The organism is Actinobaculum suis (assembly GCF_900102025.1).
GTDB lineage: Bacteria > Actinomycetota > Actinomycetes > Actinomycetales > Actinomycetaceae > Actinobaculum > Actinobaculum suis.
In genome coordinates this window covers 23,860-46,320 of record NZ_FNAU01000001.1, presented here as the reverse complement: position 1 = coordinate 46,320, position 22,461 = coordinate 23,860, and the positions used below count along the sequence as shown (strand labels likewise).

The 22,461-nt window shown below is 57.9% G+C and carries 17 protein-coding genes and 1 tRNA gene; 6 read left to right on the top strand and 12 right to left on the bottom strand.

The genetic code is table 11. From position 1 onward, the window contains the following. Positions 1 to 45: 45 nt before the first annotated feature. The 4 genes from BLT47_RS00210 to BLT47_RS00195 form a co-directional block, all read right to left on the bottom strand. A complete protein-coding gene (locus BLT47_RS00210; RefSeq protein WP_049619047.1) occupies positions 46 to 282 on the bottom strand; it encodes an RNA-binding S4 domain-containing protein in 237 nt (78 codons plus the stop codon). Between the two features lie 19 nt (positions 283 to 301). Further along, positions 302 to 946 carry a DedA family protein gene (locus BLT47_RS00205; protein WP_065415160.1) on the bottom strand — a complete coding sequence of 215 codons (645 nt, stop codon included), beginning with the start codon at positions 944 to 946 and terminating at the stop codon, positions 302 to 304. Positions 947 to 1,030: 84 nt separating this feature from the next. Next, positions 1,031 to 1,480 carry a Fur family transcriptional regulator gene (locus BLT47_RS00200; protein WP_176764460.1) on the bottom strand — a complete coding sequence of 150 codons (450 nt, stop codon included), beginning with the start codon at positions 1,478 to 1,480 and terminating at the stop codon, positions 1,031 to 1,033. Positions 1,481 to 1,621: 141 nt separating this feature from the next. Next, positions 1,622 to 2,590: a metal ABC transporter substrate-binding protein gene (locus BLT47_RS00195; protein WP_143021720.1), complete on the bottom strand. Its 969-nt coding sequence runs from the start codon at positions 2,588 to 2,590 to the stop codon at positions 1,622 to 1,624. A 145-nt stretch (positions 2,591 to 2,735) separates the two neighbouring features. On the opposite strand from BLT47_RS00195, the gene BLT47_RS00190 reads away from it, so the two are divergent. Together BLT47_RS00190 and BLT47_RS00185 are read left to right on the top strand one after the other, a co-directional pair. Next, positions 2,736 to 4,181 carry a glycine--tRNA ligase gene (locus tag BLT47_RS00190; RefSeq protein WP_065415182.1) on the top strand — a complete coding sequence of 482 codons (1,446 nt, stop codon included), beginning with the start codon at positions 2,736 to 2,738 and terminating at the stop codon, positions 4,179 to 4,181. Between the two features lie 5 nt (positions 4,182 to 4,186). After that, complete coding sequence (locus BLT47_RS00185) at positions 4,187 to 5,356, top strand: YibE/F family protein (RefSeq protein WP_074660574.1); 1,170 nt, start codon at positions 4,187 to 4,189, stop codon at positions 5,354 to 5,356. Between the two features lie 131 nt (positions 5,357 to 5,487). On the opposite strand, the gene BLT47_RS00180 is transcribed toward BLT47_RS00185, so the two are convergent. Beyond that, the gene (locus BLT47_RS00180; RefSeq protein ID WP_074660572.1) at positions 5,488 to 6,096 is read right to left on the bottom strand and encodes a PRC-barrel domain-containing protein; all 609 of its coding nucleotides are present in this window, start codon (positions 6,094 to 6,096) and stop codon (positions 5,488 to 5,490) included. A 389-nt stretch (positions 6,097 to 6,485) separates the two neighbouring features. On the opposite strand from BLT47_RS00180, the gene dusB reads away from it, so the two are divergent. Continuing rightward, the gene (dusB, locus tag BLT47_RS00175; RefSeq protein WP_083329947.1) at positions 6,486 to 7,772 is read left to right on the top strand and encodes a tRNA dihydrouridine synthase DusB; all 1,287 of its coding nucleotides are present in this window, start codon (positions 6,486 to 6,488) and stop codon (positions 7,770 to 7,772) included. A 103-nt stretch (positions 7,773 to 7,875) separates the two neighbouring features. Here dusB and BLT47_RS00170 read toward each other — a convergent pair whose 3' ends face one another. The 7 genes from BLT47_RS00170 to BLT47_RS00140 all read right to left on the bottom strand — a co-directional run bounded on the left by BLT47_RS00170 (position 7,876) and on the right by BLT47_RS00140 (position 18,073). Next, complete coding sequence (locus BLT47_RS00170; protein WP_218122526.1) at positions 7,876 to 8,553, bottom strand: ABC transporter ATP-binding protein; 678 nt, start codon at positions 8,551 to 8,553, stop codon at positions 7,876 to 7,878. Positions 8,554 to 8,656: 103 nt separating this feature from the next. Continuing rightward, positions 8,657 to 10,759, bottom strand: coding sequence for a bacteriocin-associated integral membrane family protein (locus BLT47_RS00165; RefSeq protein WP_143021719.1), 2,103 nt, complete (start codon positions 10,757 to 10,759; stop codon positions 8,657 to 8,659). 160 nt (positions 10,760 to 10,919) lie between these two features. Next, complete coding sequence (locus BLT47_RS00160; RefSeq protein WP_074660566.1) at positions 10,920 to 11,780, bottom strand: anchored repeat-type ABC transporter permease subunit; 861 nt, start codon at positions 11,778 to 11,780, stop codon at positions 10,920 to 10,922. Further along, complete coding sequence (locus BLT47_RS00155; protein ID WP_049619038.1) at positions 11,780 to 12,514, bottom strand: anchored repeat-type ABC transporter ATP-binding subunit; 735 nt, start codon at positions 12,512 to 12,514, stop codon at positions 11,780 to 11,782. The genes BLT47_RS00160 and BLT47_RS00155 overlap by 1 nt, the downstream gene beginning before the upstream one ends. An 8-nt stretch (positions 12,515 to 12,522) precedes the next feature. Next, complete coding sequence (locus BLT47_RS00150) at positions 12,523 to 13,689, bottom strand: choice-of-anchor M domain-containing protein (RefSeq protein ID WP_083329946.1); 1,167 nt, start codon at positions 13,687 to 13,689, stop codon at positions 12,523 to 12,525. A gap of 209 nt (positions 13,690 to 13,898) precedes the next feature. Beyond that, on the bottom strand, positions 13,899 to 15,536 hold the full coding sequence (locus BLT47_RS00145; RefSeq protein ID WP_256332471.1) for an anchored repeat ABC transporter, substrate-binding protein: 1,638 nt from the start codon (positions 15,534 to 15,536) through the stop codon (positions 13,899 to 13,901). A 362-nt stretch (positions 15,537 to 15,898) separates the two neighbouring features. After that, a complete protein-coding gene (locus BLT47_RS00140; protein ID WP_074660564.1) occupies positions 15,899 to 18,073 on the bottom strand; it encodes a choice-of-anchor M domain-containing protein in 2,175 nt (724 codons plus the stop codon). A 294-nt stretch (positions 18,074 to 18,367) separates the two neighbouring features. Here BLT47_RS00140 and BLT47_RS00130 point away from each other — a divergent pair, with 294 nt between their 5' ends. The 3 genes from BLT47_RS00130 (at position 18,368) to BLT47_RS00115 (ending at position 22,329) form a co-directional block, all read left to right on the top strand. After that, entirely contained in the window at positions 18,368 to 19,642 is a 1,275-nt protein-coding gene (locus tag BLT47_RS00130; RefSeq protein ID WP_074660561.1) for a deoxyguanosinetriphosphate triphosphohydrolase, read from the top strand. A 212-nt stretch (positions 19,643 to 19,854) separates the two neighbouring features. Beyond that, on the top strand, positions 19,855 to 22,056 hold the full coding sequence (gene dnaG / locus BLT47_RS08830) for a DNA primase (RefSeq protein ID WP_083329944.1): 2,202 nt from the start codon (positions 19,855 to 19,857) through the stop codon (positions 22,054 to 22,056). Positions 22,057 to 22,252: 196 nt separating this feature from the next. Further along, positions 22,253 to 22,329, top strand: a tRNA-Ile gene (locus BLT47_RS00115). Positions 22,330 to 22,461 lie beyond the last annotated feature (132 nt).

Genomic DNA, 22,461 nt, shown 5'->3' with positions numbered 1-22,461 from the left:
GAAACAACGGAAAAGAGAATGGGTGCAGGTGCCCCCGCAGAGAGTCTACGATCTTTCGGCCACGCGTACCGCGAGCACGTATTCGCCGTCGTCAAATTCTACGACGTCGCCTCCGTACAGCTGGCGCCCCCGTTCGGAAACCGGCTCGCCGTTTACGAATACGTACCCGGCTTGAATAACTTCGCGTGCCTCTCCGCCCGTGCCCACAAAACTCGCAAGCTTGACGAACTGGCCCAGTTTGATGGGCACGCGAACTTCAATTTCTGGAAGATCTTCCTGCATGATGCCTAGTATTGCACGCTTAGGCGTGCGGTGCTTCGCGCGTTGAAGATTGTGCGGTCTGTGCCACCGTATCGGCGGTCGCAAGGTTCGCCGCCTTCGAGATTGCCGAATCGGGGTTTTCAGTTTCCGCAGTGATGCGCGCGGTAGCATCTTGGTTTTCGATGCGCTGCGTTCTCCGGTACCGCCGCATAAACACGTAGCTACCCGCGGCAATAATGAGCACCGCAATGATTCCGATGCCCCACCAGGAACCGAGGATGGCGGACCAGACGGCGGCCAGCGCGGCCATGCCCACCGTGGAATAGATAAGTGCCCAACCAACCCAACCGAAGAAAGCGGCAGCGGTAAAACGCCAGGCCCGCATGCGGGTTAGCCCTGCGCCGATAAGGATCACCGTCTGGATACCAATCGTGTAGAAGCAGAGGGTGACCAGCGGCCAGCCGCGGCGCTGGATGCGATCTGCAGCCGCCAAAGTTTTGGGATTATGGGCCCAGGACCAAGCGTAATTTGCAATGCGATTACTGGGCTCTTTTTGTTTTAGCACCAAATATGCGGCGTAGCGGCCGAGCCAAAACGTAGCGGTGGAACGCAAAGAAACCACTAGAAAAAGCACTAAATAGACGATGATAAAAGGTTTTCCGGCGAGAAAGGAGTACCCATCCATGCAGGGTACCCTAACTGAAAATTTAGCGACAGTAAACGCTTTTTTGTCTCAAGTTGTTAGTGGGTTTCGCTTAACTGGCTGGGTTTATTCCGCGTGGCGCGCCGGGCCTGTTTCAGCACGCTGTTGTTTCACGGCCGCGACTTTGGGCGCACACTTGGAGCACAGCCCAATGAGTTCCAAAGTGTGTTCCACATCCGAAAAGCCGGCCTGGGCAGCCACCCTGGTGAACCAATTTTCGGTGTTGGGCGGAATGATCTCTACGGTCTTTCCGCAGATCCGGCACACTAGGTGGTGGTGGTGATCGGTGGTTTCGCAGGCCCGGTACAGGGTTTGGCCTTCTTCGATAATGGTATCCAGGCTCCCCTCATCCACTAGCGATTGCAGGGTGCGATACACCGTTGCCAACCCGATCCGGGTGCCTTCCTCGGTGAGCTTATCGTGGAGGTCTTGTGCAGAAATAAACTGATCCGTGCCTTCCAGAACAGCGATAATGGCTCGCCGCTGGGCAGTAACACGTTGCCTCGGCGCGGTCATGGTCATCTCCTAACGCAAAAAACTTGAATACGGGCACTGCCTAAACAAACCGGTACGGGTGACGGGGTACTGGCGCTATTTGCGGCCTGCACGTAGCCCAAACCGGCTATCCCTTAGCTTAGCCGTCCCCGTTCGGGAACGTTACTGGCACCCCAGTCCGGCGCGTAGCGACTGCAGATTTTCTTCCATGCCGCTCAAATAGTCACCTTCTGCCGGGGGAGTGGAAAGAGAATCCAGGCTTGCCACTTGGGTGCCGGTTTCACCGGCTAGTTGCGCTATTGCTTCGCTGTTACCGCCTTCCGTAAAAACTGTGCCCACGTGATTGGCGTTGATCTCGAGTTTTACGTTTCGGATATCTTTTGCGGTGGGAGTGATCGCGGGGTCCATCGCCTGCACTGCTACTTGCTGTAGATGGTAACGGTCTGTCATATAAGCGTAGGCGGGCCGGTAGGTGACGACGGTGCGCGTGGCACACTGGGCTAGCCCGGCAGCATAATGCGCATCCAGCTCATTGAGCTTCCCGGTAAGCGAATCCAGTGCCTGCGCGTATTCGGTGGCATGCGCCGGATCCATATTGCTCAAAGCCTCGCGCACGGCGCCGGCCAGGCGGGTAAGTCTTTCGGTATCGTGCCAGAAATACGGATCGAGCTGGCGGCCTGCTTCTCCGGATTCATCACCGTGGTTACCGGCCAAAGCACGATGGTGGACGAGCTGCACGTGCGGGGCTAAATCAACCGCGGGCGTACTCACCTGTGCCAGATTTTCATCTAGGGCCGGCTGGAAACCCGCAACATAGAACAGCACATCGGAAGCCTCACCCAGTTGCGCCAGCTCTTCCGGTGTATAAGCATAAAGTAAAGGATCGACGCCGGCCGGGGTGGCCATGCTAACGGTGGCATATTCGCCGCCAATCTGTTCTGCCACCCAGGCAATGGGATAACTAGTGGCAGTTACCCGAATTTTCGGCGTAGCGGGGGTTTGCACAGTGTCTGAGTCAGCTGCAGGGCCGGAAGAAGAAGCAGCCGGGCTGGGCGGCGGCGTCGTACAACCAGCAAGGCTAAGCATACAAACCGTTGCAAGTGCGCTGAGGCGGCGAAGAAAAGTACTCACGTAACTTATCGTGCCGATTCACGCTAATCTTGTCAAAGCGGCAGGTGGATACCCGCGTATTTGGCACGAAGCGCGGATCGGGTGGCGGTAAAAACTCGGCACTCCGGGAGGTTTGGCATACTGCTTAGGCGGCGCAACCCGTACAATGGCCTCGCGCGCATCAGCCGGATGCGCGGGAAAGGATAATAGTAAGGTGGCGAAAAAAGCTCCCACGCGTCTCGATAACGTCATTGCCCTCGCAAAACGGCGAGGTTTTGTGTTCCAATCCGGTGAAATCTACGGGGGCTCACGCTCCGCGTGGGACTACGGTCCGCTGGGGACCGAGTTAAAGGAAAATATTAAGCGCCAGTGGTGGAAATACATGGTGCAAAGCCGGGGTGATGTGGTGGGGCTAGACTCCGCGATTATCCTTCCCCGGGAAGTTTGGGTGGCCTCCGGCCACGTGGGCGTCTTTAACGACCCGCTTATCGAATGCTTGAACTGTAACCGCCGCTTCCGCATGGACCAGCTGCAAGAAGAACAGGCAAGCAAGCACGATATTGCTGAACCGGAAAGCATCGAACTGGCAGAACTACAGTGCCCGGCGTGCGGGGTAACCGGAAAATGGACGGAACCGCGCGATTTCAACATGATGCTTAAAACCTATCTGGGGCCGGTGCAAGACGAATCCGCACTGCACTATCTGCGCCCGGAAACCGCGCAGGGAATTTTCACAAACTTCTCTAATGTGCAACAGTCTTCCCGCATGAAGCCGCCCTTCGGGATCGGGCAGATCGGAAAATCTTTCCGGAACGAAATCACGCCCGGTAACTTTATTTTCCGCACCCGCGAATTTGAGCAAATGGAACTCGAATTCTTTGTGGAACCGGGAACCGATGAAGAATGGCATCAGTACTGGATTGACCACCGCCTCGCCTGGTACCAAGACCTGGGCATTCCGGCCGAAGAACTACGCCTGTACGAACACCCGCAAGAAAAGCTTTCACACTATTCAAAACGCACGGTAGATATCGAGTTCAAATTCGGATTTGCCGGCGGGGAATGGGGAGAACTCGAAGGCATTGCCAACCGCACCGATTTCGACCTTTCTACCCATATTGAACATTCGGGTAAGGATTTGAGCTACTTCGACCAGAAGACCGGCAAGCGTTACATCCCGTACGTGATCGAACCTTCCGCCGGGCTCACCCGCTCGCTCATGGCCTTCCTCGTTTCGGCCTACACCGAAGATGAAGCGCCAAACACGAAGGGCGGGGTAGATAAGCGTACGGTACTGCGCCTCGACCCGCGGCTCGCCCCGGTCAAGGCAGCCGTACTCCCGCTTTCCCGAAACGAAAAGCTCACGCCATTGGCCCGCGAACTGGCCGACAGCTTGCGTAAATACTGGAACGTGGACTTCGACGATTCGGGCGCGGTGGGCCGCCGCTATCGCCGGCAAGACGAAATCGGCACCCCGTTCTGCATCACCATCGATTTCGATTCGTTGGAAGATAACGCAGCTACGGTCCGAGACCGCGACACCATGGAACAGGTCCGCATCCCGATTGCCGAGGTAGAAAGCTACCTGGCCGGAAAGCTCGTGGGGGCCTAATCCATATGCACATTCATGCGCCGAGCGGGGCGGCGACCCCGTTGTCAGCCGCCTCGCGCGGTCGCATCGCGAAAATCTTGGCGGCCATCGTTGTTCCGATGGCTCTCGCCACCATAATCGGCCTCATCGTTTTATGGCCGCGCGGGGAAACCCCGGTAGGATCAATTCCCCTCAATGACGAGAAATCATCCTTGGTACGCGGAAAAATTACTTCCGTAGGAACCACCGATGAACTGGGCCAAACCGAAGTCCAAATGAACGTAGACGGCATCTTCGTACCCGTACACGTTCCTGCCGAAGTAGTAGCCTCCGGACTATCCGTAGGCGATACCATCCAAGCCCGCTTCACCCCATCCATGCTGGAATCAGGCGTGGCCTACGTATTCGTAGATTTCGAACGCGGCCCGGCCATGCTCGCCCTCCTCGCCGTATATATTGCCGTAGTTTTACTAGTTGCCGGCCGGAAAGGATTCATGTCCTTGCTCGGCCTGGGAGCTTCTCTCCTCGTGGTCGGCCTGTTTATGATCCCGGCGCTCGCGAGCGGCACTTCCGCCTTGCCCGTGGTGCTTGCCGGCGGGGGCGCCATGATGTTCCTTTCGATATATTTGGCGCACGGAGTTTCTATTCGTACGACGACGGCGATTCTCGGGACGGCTTTCGGGCTGGTAATCACGGCGGGCGTGGCTACCTGGGCGGTACATGCACAGAACTTGACGGGCGCTACCGGCGATGAAGGGGCCATGCTGTCTTGGAACCTGGGCGGCATGAATATGCGTTCGCTTTTGCTGTGCGGGATTGTGCTAGCCGGGCTGGGCGCGCTCAATGACGTGACGATTACGCAAGTCTCCACAATTTGGGAATTGCATGCGGAAAGCCCGCATTCTTCCCGCCGCCGGCTGTTCATGCGAGGTATGGCAATTGGCCGAGACCATATTGCCTCCACGGTTTACACCCTGGCTTTTGCTTATGTGGGAAGCGCGCTGCCGCTCCTCATCTTGGCTTCGCTCTACGATCGGCCTTTCTTAGACCTTCTGCAAGTTGCCCAGATTTCCGAAGAAATCGCCCGCACTCTGGCTGCTTCCATCGGGCTGGTACTGGCGATCCCGGCTACCACGGTAATTGCTGCCATGCTGGCACCGGTAGCTCCCAGCCGGGAGAAAAAGAATCTGATCTAGGCAGCAGTTGGCGGCGCCGGCCCGTAGCGGTGTACAAGACCCGTAGCGGTGTATATGGCAACCATGCCGCTACGGTTAGCCGCGCCCCGCGGCAGTTTTAGCGCGCTAGGCGGGCGGCAGCTTTAGCGCGCCTAGACAGCAGTAGAAGCAGCCGAAGAAGCGGCCGAAGAAGCAGCCGAAGAAGCGGCAGTATCCGCGGCGTAGTGCGCGGCAATCGCGGCGCGCACTTCTTCGGTAAGGCCGAGAGCCGGATCGTATTCGGGACCGCTCAAAATCGTTTCTGCCGCATATTTGCAGGCCACGAAAGGCCGTTTGGCGGAAGTATCCAGTTTGAGCCCCGCAATCGGGACCAGACTGGTAGAAAGATGCAATCGTCCATGCGCGATAAGCACATAGACGGGCTCTTGTGTTTCGTTATCGACGAAGACGTCTTTCACGCGGCCAATTTTTTCCCCGGCATTATCGCGCACCGCGCGGTCTAGCAAAGCCGTGATTTCCTTCGCCGTGGCCTCCGGGAGGGCAACAATATCAAGGGGAGTGGGGGCAGGCGCAGCCGGGCCACGCTGGGTTTTTTCCGCGGCGGCGGTGGCTTCATCCGCGGCGCCGGTGGCTTCATCCACGGGGCTTGTGTTTTCGCCCGCGCAGGTGCCCGGGGTTGCTTCCGCGGCGGCGGTGGTTCCCTCCGCCGAGCCACCCGTGGTTTCTGCGGTTCCTGCTGCTGCCTTTTCCTTTTCTGCCATAGCAACCTCCACTACTGCTAGAGCTAGCGCCCGCCGGCTTTCGCGGCCCGCCAGCTCACGGATATTTCCGTGCCCGCCCGCCGAATTGTTTTAGGGCGGCGAACAGGACGGTCCTCTACTTTCAAAGTCCCTAACAAAATCCCTAATGTCTCTTTCTGACATAGGCAGACTACCAGGCGAGATATATGCGAAAGCCGATAGGCGAAGGAGGGGCAAAGTGGTTAGAATGCGCTAGCGCAGCTAAGTTTGCAGATCCGCAGTAGCTGCGGACCTACAGTAGTTGCGGACCTGCGGCAATACGGATCTACGGCAATCCGGTAGCGCAATTCTGCTAGGCAATGCTACAAGCCGGTTCTGCGGATTTTATGGGAAGGTACGAGCACACGGGAATGAGTGAAGAAAACACAGATCGGCAAGCTACTGCCGTGCCAACGCCGGGCGGCAAACACGAATTACAGATTGGCGATATTACGGTTGGTACTCCGCTCGTGTTAGCGCCCATGGCCGGTGTAACCAACCCACCATTTCGCCAGCTGGTTCGGGAGGAAGCAGAAGCTGGAGCCCGCGCGGCAGGCTATGATCCGGCGGCACAGCTGGCTAAACGTAATGCCACGCCGGGAACTTTCGCGCCAGCTGGGCTGTTCGTGTGCGAAATGATAACTTCCCGGGCCTTGGTAGAACGCCGCGAAGTGAGCTTGCGCATGATTGCTCCCGATCCGGGTGATCCGGTGCGCTCTATTCAAATCTATGGGGTTTCCCCGAAGATGACGGGCCGGGCAGTACACATGTTGGTAAGCGAAAACCGGGTAGACCATATTGACCTGAACTTTGGGTGTCCGATGCCGAAGGTCACCCGGAAAGGCGGGGGAGCGGCACTGCCATGGAAAACCGATTTACTCCGCCAGGTTTTAGAAGAATCGGTACGCGCGGCTCGGGAAGCTAGCCAGGACCGAGATTTTACTATCCCGGTGACGGCGAAGTTCCGGATCGGTGTGGATAGCCAACACGAAACTTTCCGCGACCTCGTCCATATTGCCGAAGATGCCGGTATTAGCGCTCTTACCATGCACGCCCGCACCTGCACCCAGCGCTATTCGGCAGACGCCCAGTGGGACCGTTTAGCAGAGCTAGCCGCCATGACCGAGCTACCCGTGATCGGCAATGGCGATATTTTTGAAGCCGCAGACGCCCTGGCCATGATGGAACAAACCGGGGTAGCCGGAGTAGCGGTGGCCCGCGGCGCTCAAGGCCGCCCCTGGCTGTTCTACGACATCGCAGCCGCCCTCCACGGCAGCCCTGCCCGCAAACGGCCCGGGCTGGCCGAGGTAGCCGCGCAGATAATGCGCCACGCCAAACTTGCGGTTCGTCATTTCGGTAACGAAGAACAAGCAATGCGGCATATGCGCGGGCATATGGCGAACTATATGCACGGGTACAGCGTAGGCGGCCCGGCCCGCCACGCGCTCTCGCTAGTATCTTCCTTGGCAGACCTGGAAAACATTTTCGCTACCCTCGATCTTTCCCAGCCTTTCCCCGATGCGGCGGAAGGCCGGCGCGGCCGGGGCGGTACCGAAAAACCGGCGGCCCTACCCGAGGGGTGGCTGGATTCGCGCGAACTGAGCCCGGCACAGGCCGCGAAAATAGCTTCCGGAGAAATCGAAGTGGCCGAAGCCTAACCCGGCCGGTAGCTAAGCCTGCCGGTTGCCGTGTGCCTGCCGGTTGCCGTGTGCGTGCCGGTTTCCGTTTCCGGCGGGCCAGCCATCTGCCGGCCACTCACCGTTATTGTTGGGCCGGGGCTGTGCCTAAGTCGAGCACCGAATCGCAAAGCTGAACGATAGCCGGGTTGTGCGTGGAGAGGATTACCAGCGCGCCCGCAGCGGCGCGTTGCCGCAAAGCTTGCATCACCACGTCCGAATTAGCGGCGTCGAGCGCGGAAGTAGGCTCATCCGCCAAAATCAGCTGCGGTTCTTTCAGCAGTAATCGGGCCAGCGCCACGCGTTGCTGTTCTCCACCGGAAAGCGTGTAGACCTTCGACTTTTCACGGCCCGTCAAACCCACCTGAGCCAGGGCCTGCGCCATCCGCTCCCGTCTTTCCGTTTTATGGAGTTGCCGCACTTGCAAAGGTAACCGCAAGTTTTCTGCCACGGTCCAATCCTCGATCAAACCGTAGTTTTGGAATAGAAACCCGAGCACATCCCGGAAGAACCCACGCGCCTTCCGGGAACCATGTTTAACCGCGTGAAAGCTTCCGAAGGAAAACTCGCCGGAATCAAAATTTTCCAGCAGCCCCAAACAATTCAAAAGCGTGGTTTTCCCGGAACCGGAAGGCCCGGTCACCGCCAGCATGGTGCCGGCCGGAACCGAAAAACTCACCCCGGGAAGTACCGTGTGGTTCCCGAACTTTTTCACCAAGTTCTGCACTTGCAGCACCGGGCCTGCAGTTGCCTGGCTTGCCATAATGTTTCCCCTTTCTGGTGGGCGAGATAAAGAGAGATAAAACTAAAACAGGTGCGGAGAGTTTGTTGTTGTGAGTACGGTTGTGAGGTCTACTAACGCCTCGCTAATCCCGTTTGATAATCGTGGCATTGAAACGCCGCTCATAAGCAATCAGGGTGGATACCGAAAGCAAAAGGTACAGGCCGCTTAGCCCCGCCAGGAGCAGGCAGTTGCGTACCGAAAGTTCTACGTGGGCGATACCAAAACTGCAGGCCAGAGCCAGGAGCACCACCATGATTTCCACCGCGAGATAGCTCAGATGCCGAACCGCGAAAGGATACCCGTGGATTTTGCGCAAGAAATTACGTTTCTGGAACCGGTCGCAATAGATCTCAGCGAAAATAATCGCTGCCGTTACTAGCACGAACAGGGCAAGCGCCATACTAATAAGATCTTGTTGGAGAGCCTGTTGGGCAAGTTGCACCGAAGTGGTCACGGCATCCGCGGCATTATCTATCCCTTGGAAGTTACCGCGGATCCCGGCCTGTACCAGCGCGGCATCCAAAGCCTGCGAATCTGTAAAGAACAGATCATCGGTAGAAGCATAGGAAATGTATGAGATCGGGGGCACTACCTGCGAAGCAGCGGAGGCTACGGCAATAATCGGATCTTGCAGCCGGGTAGCTGCTTGATCATCTGCCGGCTGATATTTGGTGCCACCATACGTGCTGTATGTCTGACCCGCCGGAATCCTTATCACCTGTGCATGGAGCGTGAAACACGGTTCGGGATCTGTTACCTCCGAAGCCAGCTCAGGCTTACAGTGCGAAGGAGTGAAATCCTTATTGTATTTTTCGGCAAGTAGTTCTACATCTCCGGGATAGTTTTCAGGTACCAGGAGTAGGTAGTGCCCGGTTTCGGTGGGTACGACGGCGGACGTGAGCCGCCGCCCGGAAACGTCCACCACTGTTTGGCGGTCCAAATAGTTTCCATTCACTAGCAAAGATTTGCTACCACCCCTCGCGTATGGATCGCTGGCCGGATACCCATCCATCGGTGGTTCGGCTTCGCCTATAAGCGCATAGTCGTTATATGCGACCAAGAGGACTTTGCCGTCTTGCTCGGCTTGGGCCACGATTTGCTGGAAGGCCGGCGCTGCTTCCATATCGTCATACTGGTTGCCGGTGGTAGTAAGACGCAACGCATATAGTTGGCCATTCGCGCGCCATTGTGCCGATTCTTTGGTGAGAGTGTTTACGGCGTCGATCCGGTTGCAGGTGGCCGTCGTCGTCGCAAACACAATAATGAGCGTGCCGAGGGCGGCGATAGTGGAAAACACCGCGAGGCTCCTTCCCGCACGGTCCCCTTTGAGCACGGCGACCGGAGCGCGAATACCCAAAGTGATCGTGGCAAGCACGCAAGCCAGCAGGGCAAAAACATAAAACCCCGCCCAGGTGAGAACCAAAATCTGCAAGTAGCGGCTCAGCTGTTGCAGGCTGTTATAAACAAACAAAGCGAGCAGGGTCACAAGCAAAGTTGGAGGCAAGAACAGCGCAAAAATCTTGCTCAGATCACGCACGTCCCGCCGGAGCATTTGCGCGGTGGAATAGCCGTGTATTTCTTCCAGAGCGCGGATTTTGCGGCTTTGGGAAGCACCGTATCCAAAGGTGAGAAGGGTGAGAACAAAGAGGATCGCCATGGTGGCGGAGCTGTTATTCGTACTCACCGTGAAAAGCACCAGGGCGATGGTAGGAACCCGTTGCGAAGTGCAACGAAAACCGGCCGTTTCCAAATCTGCCAGGAGAGCGGCATAGTCAGCACTGGAGTAAGCCAAAGAGGTGGCGTAAGTGCCACGCAAATCCTCCGTGGTGATCTCGCTACCGGCACGCACCTGAGTAGCGTGTTTACCGGTTACTACGGAAGGATAATCTTCGCCGCCCGCTTCCTCAAAACTAGCGGTATCACCAATAAAAGCGAAGAGGATGCGCCCCTCAAAGGAATTGTCTTGCCGATGCGCGATTTTATAAATATTTGCCTGATGTGTTGCGGCACTTTCCTGCAAGGCCTGCAAAGCTGCGGCTTTACTTTCGGTACTCACTTCCTCCACGGTGAAAGTGCTCCGCGCCCCGAGCGGCTTATAGCTATCAAGGTCTACCAGCAATTGGAAGGAGAACAAAGCCGAATAGAGGATTGCGAGCACGAGGGAAACTTTTGCGAGCCTATGCATAACCATCCTGCCCTTCTGTCGGGTGCCAAACCTTAGGAACACAACTCGAAATCAAGCAGAGAGGCACGCACGCCGGTCTTCATTGCTCCGGTACTCGTTCCGAAATAATTCTAGGCGAGTGTGAAAAAAACAAAGCTGGTTCGGATAGGAAAATTTCGAACTATGCCGGTACGGCCTGCCCGCGGCGGCGCCGAGCCGTACGGACGGAAGAAACCACCCAGGCGGCCGCGAAAACCACCATGAGCACCATGACGATAGAAGCACCGGCCGGCCAATCCCAGGACCACGAAATCCACACCCCCATAAAAGCCGCAAAACAGCCGAGCAGGGGAGAAATAACCATCATTGGCACGAGCCGGTTCGTAAGTAAACGCGCGCTTGCGGCCGGGGTTACGAGTAAGGCGAGCACCAAAATATTGCCGATCGACTGCACCGAAATCACCACGGTTGCGGCTACTAACAAGTAGAGCACGGCGTCCAAAGGCCCTTGCCGGATGCCTAAGGTCTGCGCGTAGTCACGGTCTACTGTGGAGGCCACCAGTTGCGGATGTAGGAAGGCAAGGCAGAGCAAAATTAGTGCGCCGGTAATCGCAACCGTTACCAATTGCGAATCGGAAACGCCGGTGAGCGAACCGAACAGGAAAGATTCCAGAGAACCGGTGTACCCGGGGATGCGAGAAATAATAATCACGCCCAAGGCGAAGCTTCCAGCCATGAAAATTCCGATGAGGGAATCTTCCCGAAGCTTGCGGTTTTGGGAGGCGGCCGCGATCAACAGGGCCACGATTCCACCGGCAATCATCCCGCCCGCCATAATCGACCCCTGAAGCGCGAACGCAATAGCAATACCGGGGAAGATCGCGTGTGAAAGGGCGTCTCCCACAAAGGACATGCCGCGCAAAACCACGTGCGTTCCCACAATTCCGCACACCACAGAAGAAAGCATGGCCACGATTAGCGCGCGCGGCAAAAAGGCAAGTACCGGATTACTCAGATCGTTGAAGAACTCGATGATATTCACTAGATGACCCCCAAAACACGCAAAAGCGAAGAATCGTTACCAACCTGGAAGGTTTCTTGCCAGGGTTGCGGATCGCGCAATTCTTCCGGTTTGCCGTGTGCGCGCACGGTCCGGTTGAGCATTACCAAGTCCGTACATACGTCCATGGCTTGGGGCAAATCATGTGAAGACATGAGGATTGCGCGCCCGGTGCCCACCAGGGAACCAAATAAAGTGGCCAAAGAATCTTGGTTCGGATAGTCCAGTCCGGTGAATGGTTCATCCAGAAGGAGCACGGCCGGATCGGTGGCAAGCGCCCGGGCTACCACGACGCGCTGTTTTTGCCCGCCGGAAAGCTCCGCGATAGGCCGTTCGCGATAGTCGAGCAGCTCCACGGTTTCCAAGGCCGCATAGACTTTCCGCCATTCTTCGGCGCGCCGGCGCCGCCACCGGCGTTTTTGCCCGCTAAACGAGGTAGCCACTAGTTCTTGCACACTAATCGGATAGGTCCATTCGGTAAGCGAAAGTTGCGGCACATAGCCAATCGCGCCCGGCTGCGGCCGTTTTCCGTCCAGTTCCACGCTTCCTGAACTAGCTTTCACCAGGCCGAGGATCGCACGCATCAGCGTAGTTTTTCCTGCCCCGTTTGGGCCGATCAGCCCGGTGAGTTGCCCCTCGCTCAGTTCCAGGTTGATGCCGGTAAGCACTTCCCGGCCGCCCAGCGAAACGTGCAGATCTTTCACCTTCAGTTGCATGCGAGTTATTACCCTTCCGTGCTGGGGGAGTGCGGGGCTGGCGAGCCGTTTGCCGGGGAATCTGTTGCCGGGGAATCTGTTGCCGGCGAGCCGGATGCCCGGGAGCTAGCACCGGTTGTGACGGCTGCAGCTTCGGAGCCGGCAGCGCGCGCCTTTTCTTTGGCTTGGCCGGCAAGGGCCGCGAGTTGCGCGGCTTTGCGGCGGCGGGCAAACACGATCAGTACCGCGAGCGCCACGAGTGCGATAACGACGGCGCATACCGCAATAATTCCGGCCGTGGAGTTTCCGCCGGAATTGGTGGCGGGGGTGGAAACCGCGGCGCTATTGCCAGATGTTGCGCCGGCCTTTGCTTCTTCCGCGCTGGGCAGGTTGGCAGCGGTGCCGGGCCAGGTAGCTTGGCGGGTTTCTTCCGTGGTGACTTGGTCGCCTACGGCGAAGCGCAGGATTTGGGTATCTTCTACCGCGGTGCCATCAGTGAGGGTGGCCGCAGCGGTGACGCGCATTAGATGCACGCCGGGCTGGGCGAAAACCCAGTTGGCATGGGTGTGGGTATTGAGGTCTACGTTCATGGGCTGGGAGATTTCTTGGGCCGAGTTCCACAGTTCGGTGGGGCCGGCGAAGTTACCGGCTTGCACGAAGAGATTGAAACCGCCGGGCCCTTCCATGCCGCCGTAGATGAGTTTTACTTGCCCGTTGACGGTATTTACTACTTCGGGATCTTGGGTGCTCCAGCCCAGCCACAAAACGCCGGGAACTTCTTGTTGGGGAATGATATAGGCCTCGCCGGTGGCGTTGACGAAAGCGTAATCGCTGGTGTCTGGCACGGTCATTTTGCCGGCGTCGTGCACGCGGAAAACTACGTCTTCCAGGTGCCGCCATACGGGCGTGGCTTGGGAATCGTCCCGTACCATGAGCGTCCACTTGCCGTCGATGAGGCGCGGGCCGAGATCGGCATGGTGTTCGTCGAGTTCGGCGGGTGTGCCCAGGGGCGCAACCTCTTCATCGGCTTCCAATACTTGGGTTAGTGCCGGATCGGCATTCGTGGATTGTTCCTCATCGGCAAGAGCTACCGGGGAGGCGGTGAGGGCAAACAGTGCAGCGCACAGGGCAGCGCACAGGGTAGCGCCGCCGGCGCGGATGGTGCGGATGCCGCGAGTGAATCGAGATCTTTTCATGAGATTGTTGTTCTTTCCTTTTTGTGTGTACCGGTTGTGTTTCTTTTCGTATGCGCTGGTTGTGGGTGTTTGCCCGGTGAAAACTACCGCGGCTAAACCAAAACGTGGGCGGTGCTAAAACCGCTACTTAGGCAGCGCAACCCAAATTTAGTAGGCAGCGCAGCTGATACTTGGCTGCGCGACCGGTGCTTCGGCGGTGGCACTGCAACTTAGGCGGTGGAACCAGGCTGCGGTGTTGCATAATCTGGCGGCCAGGCTGGCAGTGCCCCCGGATCCAAGCAAGATTTCAGGGTTTGGGTATTGGTTTCCACTAGGGCCACGTAGCTGTGTGCCTGCTCGGTGAGAGTATCGGATACCAGTTCGCATACTTGCGCGTTTGCGGCTTGGGCGGCCGCTTCAAGTTCGCCGCGGTGGGCGCGCGAGCCTGGTTCGGCAAATACGGCTGGTACATGCAGATCAACCAAGGTGCGGGTGAGATTGGCAAGGGCCTGGGCGGAAGGTTCCGCCGTCGGGTTAGGTGCCACAAAACCGGCCACCTGCAAATGGTAGGCATCTGCCAAGTATCCGAAACCATCATGGGTGGTTACCAGCTTCCGGTTGGCTTTCGGAATGGAACTGATCACCCCGGCAGACCATTCATCAAGCGCGCTAAGTTGCTCAATATAGGCCGCTGCATTGGCTTCATATTCTGGTGCACCTGCCGGGTCAACACGGCTTAGTTCCGTGCAGATTACTTCCACGTAGGCGATCGCATTAGAAATATCGAGCCACATGTGCGGATCGATATCTCCATGCACGTGTTTGCCAACTACGGCCTGCGCCAAAACCCAGGCCTCGCTACCCGGATGGCCCAAAAAGTTCCAGCTGGGGTCCCCCGGTACCGTGGTTGCCGCCGAATGGGGGACTACCACTACGGATTCATCCGTGCCCCAGCGCGTGGTTTGTTTTGTGCCTACTTCGCCGCGGAAATCGAGCGCGCCGGAAGTGTAGGCCGTAATATCGACGTGCCCGGAATCTATTTGGTGCTCGCGGCCGGTTTTCGCCGGGTCCACACCCACCGCGAATGTCACATCGGTTTCTCCGAGTGGGCGTGGCTCTTGCCCGGGCTCATTGAGGTGGGCTTGTAAATGCATGGTGTAAATCCCGGGGGCGGAAAACCCCCAAGACATGTGGGTGTGTGCGTTTAGCGGCAATTCGATTTCATTTTCGCTCGCTTTTCGGTCCGAAACAATCCAGGCCGTAGGCTGGCCGAAAGTACCGGTGGTGAAGGCAGAAAGCTGGCCGGGCCCTTCCGCACTTGCCGTGAGCGTGACGCTCGACTTTTGTTTGCGGGCCGCAGCCTCCGCAGTATCCGCAGCATCTGCCGCATCCGCGCCATCTGCCGCATCCGCAGTATCTGCTTGCGGATCCGTACCGCCGTGGCTGGCGGCCGCGGCGGCGTCGTCTTCCACCCGGAAACCGAGCCACACGGTAGCGAGCGAAGCATCTTCGACCAGGGCGATATGCCGTGCCCCGTACGCAACCGCAGCATCGCCAAGCGTAATGTTTCGCGTCCCTTTCGGCAGATTGGCGTCAATCGTATTCGTGAGCGCCTGGCTTTCTAGGAGCAACCCATTCGAGAAAACGACGTCTGCCCGCGCAATATCCTTCAGCGCCGCCAAAGAAGGCTCATAAGTATGCGGGTCGGCGCCGAAGGGCACGATCGAAGTGGTGTGTGCGCGCGTGCCCGCAACATTGCTAACGAGGTCAGCGATGATCGGGGTAGAGGCAGCCACCGTTACGGTATCGTCGCTGCGCGCTTCCGGGGCTGTACAACCACCGAGCGTTAGCGTTCCGAGAAGCGCCAAACTGGTTGCATACCTGCCCAGCAGTGCCGGTAACCGACGCCGCCTGGGCCGGTTCGCGCACGCGGTACGCGGTGGGCGCGAGCGGTGAATGCTGCGGAATCTCATATTGCGATGTATTCCTTCTCTGCGTTTTTACTTCGCGGGAGTACGGGCAAAGCTACGGGTAGGTAAAACTGGGCGTGCACCTGTGGTGCGTGAACCGATGGCAAGCAATGCGGTGACACGTGAGTCTGTAGCGTGTGAGCCTGTGGCGAGCGAATCTGTGGCCTGTGTACACGAAGGCTTGACGGCCTTTCGGGCGGCCGTGCCCGCGCAAAACGCGGATGGGGCCGCCCGAAAGGTGTCCAGTTCATATTTTGTGATTAGGCCTGGCGGCGGCGGTAGGAGCGATTACCAGAAATCACCGCGCAAGCACCGGCAAACAGGAACATGCCTGCCAGAACAGTAGCCGAGGTGGTGTCTGCGCCAGTGTGCGAGAGCTTGCCACCCGGACGCTTCGCCGGATCTAGTTCGCATGGTTCCCCACTGGGCGTACGACCTTCGATCGTGGTCACGTAGTACTTGCCGTTTTCCTCGCTGACCTTGGCATTTTGCGGGGCTTGGCCGGTGGTGCCGGCCGGAGCCTGAGCATCGCCCTTACCGGCGAGCCCACCGAACCAGTGTTCGCCAACGGTTTGGCCCAGGTTGCCGGAGGTGAAGACGGCGAGCGCGCCCGGCCCGTCCACACCCTGCAAGGTCCAGTGCAGTTCGCCAGTGGTTTGGCTGAGGAAATCGGAGTTCATAGTGTTCATGCCCAGCCAAGGCACGCCGGCTACCTGGGTGGCGGAAATCGTGTAGATTTCCGCGCCGGCCGGAGCGATGAATTCGAGGCCGGCTGGGGCCTTCGTCTTCGCCTTGTCACCCAAGCCGAACGTCAAACTGGCCGGATCAACCCACTGGGCTGGCTGCCGGCGATCGTCCTTGACGAGCGGTACCAGCTTGCCGTCCTTCACCGTTGCACCCAAATCGAAGTGGCCATCATTCGCATTTCCAGAACCGCCCACATTGAAAGTCAAGGTGACCGGGGTGGAAACCTTTTCGCCACTCTTCAAAGTAGCGGCAGCCGTGAAATGCACCTTGTAAGTGCCCGGCTTAGTGAAGATCCAGTTCGGATGAACGTGCGTATTGGCCGGAATCGTGTGCGAATCACCCAACTTGGTGGTGCCAGAATCAGCGGTGGTAGCTCCCTGGCTGCCGCCGGCCTTAACCTTTTCGGCCTCTTCCTTCGAAACTTCCTTCTTCACTTCCGTGGGCAAGCAGATTTCTTGCCCGCCTCCCGCAGCAGTACCGCCCGCAGCCGGTGCCTCCGGAGAACCGTTATCTGCCCCGGTGGCTACCGGAGACAGAGTGACATCACCCTGAGCTCCGCCCTGGTCGGCATCAGGGGCAGTGCTCTGAGCCCCGCCTTGATTGCCTGCCGGGGCGTTATTGCCGGCGTTATCCTTGCCGGAAGTGGCATCTGGGGAACCAGTTTGCTGCCCGGCATTGTTTTGCGAATTGTTCGTATCTGTGCCCGTACCCGGTGCGGCGGAGTTAGCGGCGTCGTTCTTACCGGCATCAGACTGGTTGCTACCGTCTTGGCCAGTTTCGGTGGTGCCCGCGGTTTCTGCCTTGACCACCTGCGCGGCGGCCAAACCTTCTTCTTCCTTCGCCGTAGCGGCAGGGTCCAAAGCACCGTTTTCCCCGGCGCAACGAACCGCAGATTCGGCAGCAGCGGTTTCCTTCGCCTGCGCGATTGCCGCATCGCCTACTGCCCAGCGATAACGGGCCTGCTCGGAATGGTAAACGTTGCCGTCTTGCGCATGTACTTCGGCATGGACCGTGAACACGTAGTCACCCGGCTTTTCAAACAACCAGTTCACGTGTTCATGAGCCAAAAAGCCCTGTTCCACATAGAAACCGTCCGTAATCTGCGTACCGCCCGTATTTAGCCGCGGGTTCAGTTCCCCGAAAGCACCGGAGCCGAAGACGAAAGCCCGGCCCGGGCCGGTAACGGTATCGAAAACGTAACGCACGGAAACTGGGTTTTCGTATTTCGCGTCGTTAGCCAACATGAGGGAATCCCAGCCCGGCCACACCAGGTTCTGGTCCTGATTGGCCGGGAGCAGATAACCGCTCGTACCAATTTCGGAGAATTGCGCGGTTTGCTTTTGGAAAGCCCCCTCGCGCACCCCAAAAATCACGTAGTTCGGGTTGCGGAAAACTCCGGTTCCGGGCTTGGAAGCATCTTCCTTGAGAACCAAGGAAATACCATCGCCGTTGACTACCGGGTTGAAAATATCGGTGTGTCCAGTTTCGAGAGTCAAAGTGTTGTGGACGGGATTGGCACATACATTCGGTGCCGTCACTCCCTTATTGAGGAGGATGGCATTGTGAGTGGCCGGTTGCGAGCTAGTTCCGGCCGCGAATGCTGGTGAACTCAGCCCCAGCCCAGAAATCGCGAGAGCAGCAAGTGCCGCGATAGTGCCCCGCGTGCGTCGCGTGAATGTAGAACGCATTCGTTGTTCTTTCTATCCTTGTAATTCGGCCCGCCACGAACTATGCGCGCGGCACCTTTGATTGCCGGAAAAGAAGGTGCTTACCGCACGGCCGCCACTGCTCAGAGAAAAGAAGCAAATAGGGACGGCACACTCTTTCCACACAACGATAATGGTAATGATTCTCATTGCAATCTCAAGCGAGGCGGGCAATTTTTCGAGAGGTGAGCGGTATTTCACGGCGCCCGCGCGTTTGTGGATACGCGCGTGTGGATACTGTGGGCTCATAACAGGTATTGCAGTTACCCTTGAGGTGTGAGCATTAATGTAAACGCGGGAAATATACCGCGTGGTTACGAAGCAGAAGATACGGAGCGCTGGGTACCAGAACCGCCAAAATCACGTTCTCGCACCGATTTTGAACGTGACCGGGCCCGCGTACTGCATTCTTCGGCCCTGCGCCGGCTGGGCGCAAAAACCCAGGTATTAGGCCCAGAATCCGATGATTTTGTGCGCACGCGCCTCACCCATTCTTTGGAGGTAGCTCAGGTGGGCCGCTCTTTAGCCAAGAATTTCGGGTGCGATCAAGACCTCGTAGAAGCGGCGTGCCTGAGCCACGATTTAGGCCACCCGCCGTTTGGCCACAATGGCGAAACCGCCCTCAATGAAGTAGCCAAAGATATTGGCGGTTTTGAAGGCAATGCGCAAACCCTCCGGATTTTGACCCGGCTGGAACCGAAACGTTTGCATCCGAACGGGCAAGCAGCGGGCCTCAATCTTACCCGCGCTACTTTGGATGCCACCATTAAATATCCTTGGGCGCGCGGGGAAGGGCCTTTGGGTCCGCTAGGCAAGCCCACCCGCAAGTTCAATTACTACGCTGATGATTACCCGGTTTTCGAGTGGTTGCATCAGCAACGCGGCAAACAGCGCGCGGTGGAAGCCCAAATCATGGACATGTCAGATGATATTGCTTACTCCGTGCATGACGTGGAAGACGCCGTCGTACGCGGATTTTTCCACCCCGAAAACTTGCGCGATTCGGAAGAACGTGCCCGCATTGCGGCCGCGTGCGCGCAATGGTACGGCTATACCGACGCAGCGGCGGTGGACGGTGCTTTGCATCGTTTGGTGCGGGAGGAAAACTGGCCGTTTGGTTTTGCCGGTTCGCACCGGGATCTAGCGGCGATGAAAGATCTTACTTCAGACTTGATCGGGCGTTTCGTTGGCGCGATTTGCCACGCTACTTGGGCAGAGTACGGACGCGAACCGCTGCGCCGCTACGGCGGGCAAATCGTGATACCGGCAGAAACCTGGGCAGAAATTACCGCGTTAAAGGGAATTGCGGTTACTTACGTGATGGCTCCGCGCGAACATGATCCGCGCTACCTGGAACAGCGGACGATTATTTTCGACCTCGTAGACGCTTTGGAAGCCAATCCGCGCGCCTTAGAACCGCATCTTTACGAACTATGGCCCGCGGCCGATGCGGCTGGCCGGTTGCGCCTCGTGGTTGACCAGGTGGCTTCCCTTACAGACCAGTCGGCACGCGAATGGCACTCGCGCCTGGTAGGTATGTTGCGAAACTAGGGTGCTAGCCGATTGACGTACGCGCCCGGGTTTTCGGTGGTACGTGTTTCCGGAGGTAGCAGGGCCGACGCCGGCAGCAGACGCGCGACACGGCAGACTCGCGACACAGCAGACTCGCGACACCGCAGACTCGTGACACGGCAGGCGCGCGATACGGCAAGCCGTAAGCAGTAACATCGCCGCGGCGGGAAGAAGTTCGTAGAATGTGTGCCATGGCCGGGCTGATTCGACGTGAAGATATTGATCTGGTGCGGGGCACTGCACGTATAGACGAAATAGTATCGCAATACGTCACTTTAAAGCCTTCGGGTATGGATTCTTTCCTCGGTTTATGCCCTTTTCATGACGAAAAAACGCCTTCTTTCCACGTGCGTCCTAATCACGGGCGCTATCACTGTTTTGGGTGCGGGGAAGACGGCGATGTTATCTCCTTCGTGCAAAAAACCGAGAGTATTGGTTTTGTGGAGGCCGTGGAGCTGCTGGCCCGCCGCTACGGTATCGAATTGCACTATGAGGAAGGCGGCCCGCAACGCAAACCGGGAGAGCCACGCAAGATCCGCCTGATTGACGCGCACCGGGTAGCGATCCAGTTTTATCGGCGCCAATTCGCAACGCCGGAAGCGGCCGCAGCCCGCCAAATGTTAGCCGAGCGTGGTTTTGATGAGGCCGCAATGAACCATTTCCAGGTCGGTTTTTCCCGCAATGAATGGGATGGGCTGACTTCGTTTTTGCGGCAAAGCGGATTTTCCGATAAAGAGATTTTGGCGGCCGGCCTAGCATCGCAAGGCAAACGCGGCCTTTATGACAGGTTCCGCGGCCGCCTCATGTGGCCGATTTATTCGATTACTGGCGAGCCGGTAGGTTTCGGCGCCCGCCGCGTGAGCGAAGATGACAAAGGGCCGAAATATCTCAATACGCCCGAAACTTCGATCTACCACAAGTCCAGCGTGCTCTACGGTTTAAATCTGGCGAAACAGGAAGTTTCCCGGAAGAAAGAAATCGTGATCGTCGAAGGCTATACGGACGTAATGGCCGCGCACCTCGCCGGTATTAAAACTGCGGTTGCTACCTGCGGTACTGCTTTCGGGGAAGGGCACATTAGAATCGTGCGGCGCCTATTGGGCGACGCCGCCAATCCGGCTGCTGGCGTATCTTTGCGCAGTGGTGGTTCCTATGGCGGTGAAGTGATTTTTACTTTCGACGGTGATGAGGCCGGTAAAAAAGCAGCTTTGCGGGCTTTTGAAGAAGATCAGTCTTTTGCGGCCCAAACTTTTGTGGCGATTTCGCCGGGCGGTATGGATCCGTGCGAAGTGCGGCAAAAAATGGGGGATGCGGCTTTGCGGGAGGTAGTGGCTTCCCGCCGCCCGCTTTTCGAATTTGCGATCCGTACCATGATTGATGCTATGCCTTTGGATACGGCAGAAGGCCGCACTATGGCGTTGCGGGCAGGTGCCCCAATCGTGGCCGGCATTCGAGACCGGGTATTGCGCGGTGAATATACGCGGAACTTAGCTGGCTGGTTGGGAATGGAAGAGCCGGTAGTACAGGCCGCGGTAGCGGAAGCTGCCCGGCAACCTAGCCAGAGCCGGGAACGCCGGCAATCTCAACTTGCCCCGGCCCGTCCGCCGCGTAGCCTGACCGGCGCCAGCCGCGGGCAGGGGGCAACAAATCTGCAAAATCAGCGAGGCGGGCAGAACTTGCCGGGCGGGCAGAACTTGCCGGGCGGGCAAAATCAGCGAGACGGCCAGAATCAGCAAGGTGATTCTAAGCCGCAAGATCAGCAAATTGCGCCTGGTTCGGAGCATCTACAAACCGCGCCTAACCCGCAACAGCCGCAAAACGCCGAAAACGCGGAATTAGTGGCAACCCAGATATTGCCCGCCCGCCGAGAAATTAGGGAGACCACAGAGCGCGTAGAGCATGAAGCTTTGAATGTCTATCTACAGCTTCCGGCTTTTGCGCGGGCCGCGGAAATGGATTCTTTGCCATCCCAGACCTTCTCCCATCCGCTCCATCGGCGTATTCACGAAGCCATCCGGGAGATTGGCGGTACGCAGGCTTGGGCCACAAAATACGAGGAACTAGTGCAAAGCGGGGCCAGCTCGGAAGCAGCAGAGAGGGCCGCAAATGCGGATTATATTGCGGCTGTCAGTGAGCAGGCCGGGCCGCAGTTGGCTCCCGCGGTATCTCAGTTAGCGGCCGAAGCCCTCCCCGAAGACAGTGCGGAAAGGCTCCCGCGCTACGTGTGGGGGATTACGCTGTCCTTGATCCGGCAGGGGATCGAAAGGCAAATTACGGAAGTGCGTAGCGCCCTGCAGCGCACTAATCCCGCAGATGCCACCTACGAGCAACTTTTTGGCCGGCTCATGGAACTCGAAGCCCAACGCCGTGCCTGCGAAGAACAAATCAGCTAGCATCGCGGAGAAGATCAGCTAGCGTCGTGCGGGTAACGTAGCCGGTAGAGTGAAGCGAGTCGCATTGCACGCCCAGAATGCGATGCGGGATGGGCATAACTCGCCCTCCTCCTGCTATCATTTTTTAGGTTCGCCCAAGCAGTGGCCGCGTAAAGCAGCCTTGCCCGCGCCCGGCGCGGTTGGTGCGAATGATTATGCCCCGGTAGCTCAGCAGGTTAGAGCAGTGGACTCATAATCCATCGGTCGCGGGTTCAAGTCCTGCCCGGGGCACCAGTTTGCGGAGAAGATGCGCGTGAACCCAGTTCGCGTAGCTTGGGTTTGCGACACAACTCAGGTAGTCTGGGACGTACGTCACGGGTGGTTCTTTTGTGGTACAGGACCGCCCACAGCGTGAGCGTACAGGGA

Bases quoted from the DNA above. Each gene is read 5' to 3' on its own strand.
- BLT47_RS00210 (WP_049619047.1), bottom strand. From the start codon at position 282: ATGCAGGAAGATCTTCCAGAAATTGAAGTTCGCGTGCCCATCAAACTG.
- BLT47_RS00205 (WP_065415160.1), bottom strand. From the start codon at position 946: ATGGATGGGTACTCCTTTCTCGCCGGAAAACCTTTTATCATCGTCTAT.
- BLT47_RS00200 (WP_176764460.1), bottom strand. From the start codon at position 1,480: ATGACCGCGCCGAGGCAACGTGTTACTGCCCAGCGGCGAGCCATTATC.
- BLT47_RS00190 (WP_065415182.1), top strand. From the start codon at position 2,736: ATGGCCTCGCGCGCATCAGCCGGATGCGCGGGAAAGGATAATAGTAAG.
- BLT47_RS00185 (WP_074660574.1), top strand. From the start codon at position 4,187: ATGCACATTCATGCGCCGAGCGGGGCGGCGACCCCGTTGTCAGCCGCC.
- BLT47_RS00180 (WP_074660572.1), bottom strand. From the start codon at position 6,096: ATGGCAGAAAAGGAAAAGGCAGCAGCAGGAACCGCAGAAACCACGGGT.
- dusB (WP_083329947.1), top strand. From the start codon at position 6,486: ATGAGTGAAGAAAACACAGATCGGCAAGCTACTGCCGTGCCAACGCCG.
- BLT47_RS00170 (WP_218122526.1), bottom strand. From the start codon at position 8,553: ATGGCAAGCCAGGCAACTGCAGGCCCGGTGCTGCAAGTGCAGAACTTG.
- BLT47_RS00165 (WP_143021719.1), bottom strand. From the start codon at position 10,759: ATGCATAGGCTCGCAAAAGTTTCCCTCGTGCTCGCAATCCTCTATTCG.
- BLT47_RS00155 (WP_049619038.1), bottom strand. From the start codon at position 12,514: ATGCAACTGAAGGTGAAAGATCTGCACGTTTCGCTGGGCGGCCGGGAA.
- BLT47_RS00150 (WP_083329946.1), bottom strand. From the start codon at position 13,689: ATGAAAAGATCTCGATTCACTCGCGGCATCCGCACCATCCGCGCCGGC.
- BLT47_RS00140 (WP_074660564.1), bottom strand. From the start codon at position 18,073: ATGCGTTCTACATTCACGCGACGCACGCGGGGCACTATCGCGGCACTT.
- dnaG (WP_083329944.1), top strand. From the start codon at position 19,855: ATGGCCGGGCTGATTCGACGTGAAGATATTGATCTGGTGCGGGGCACT.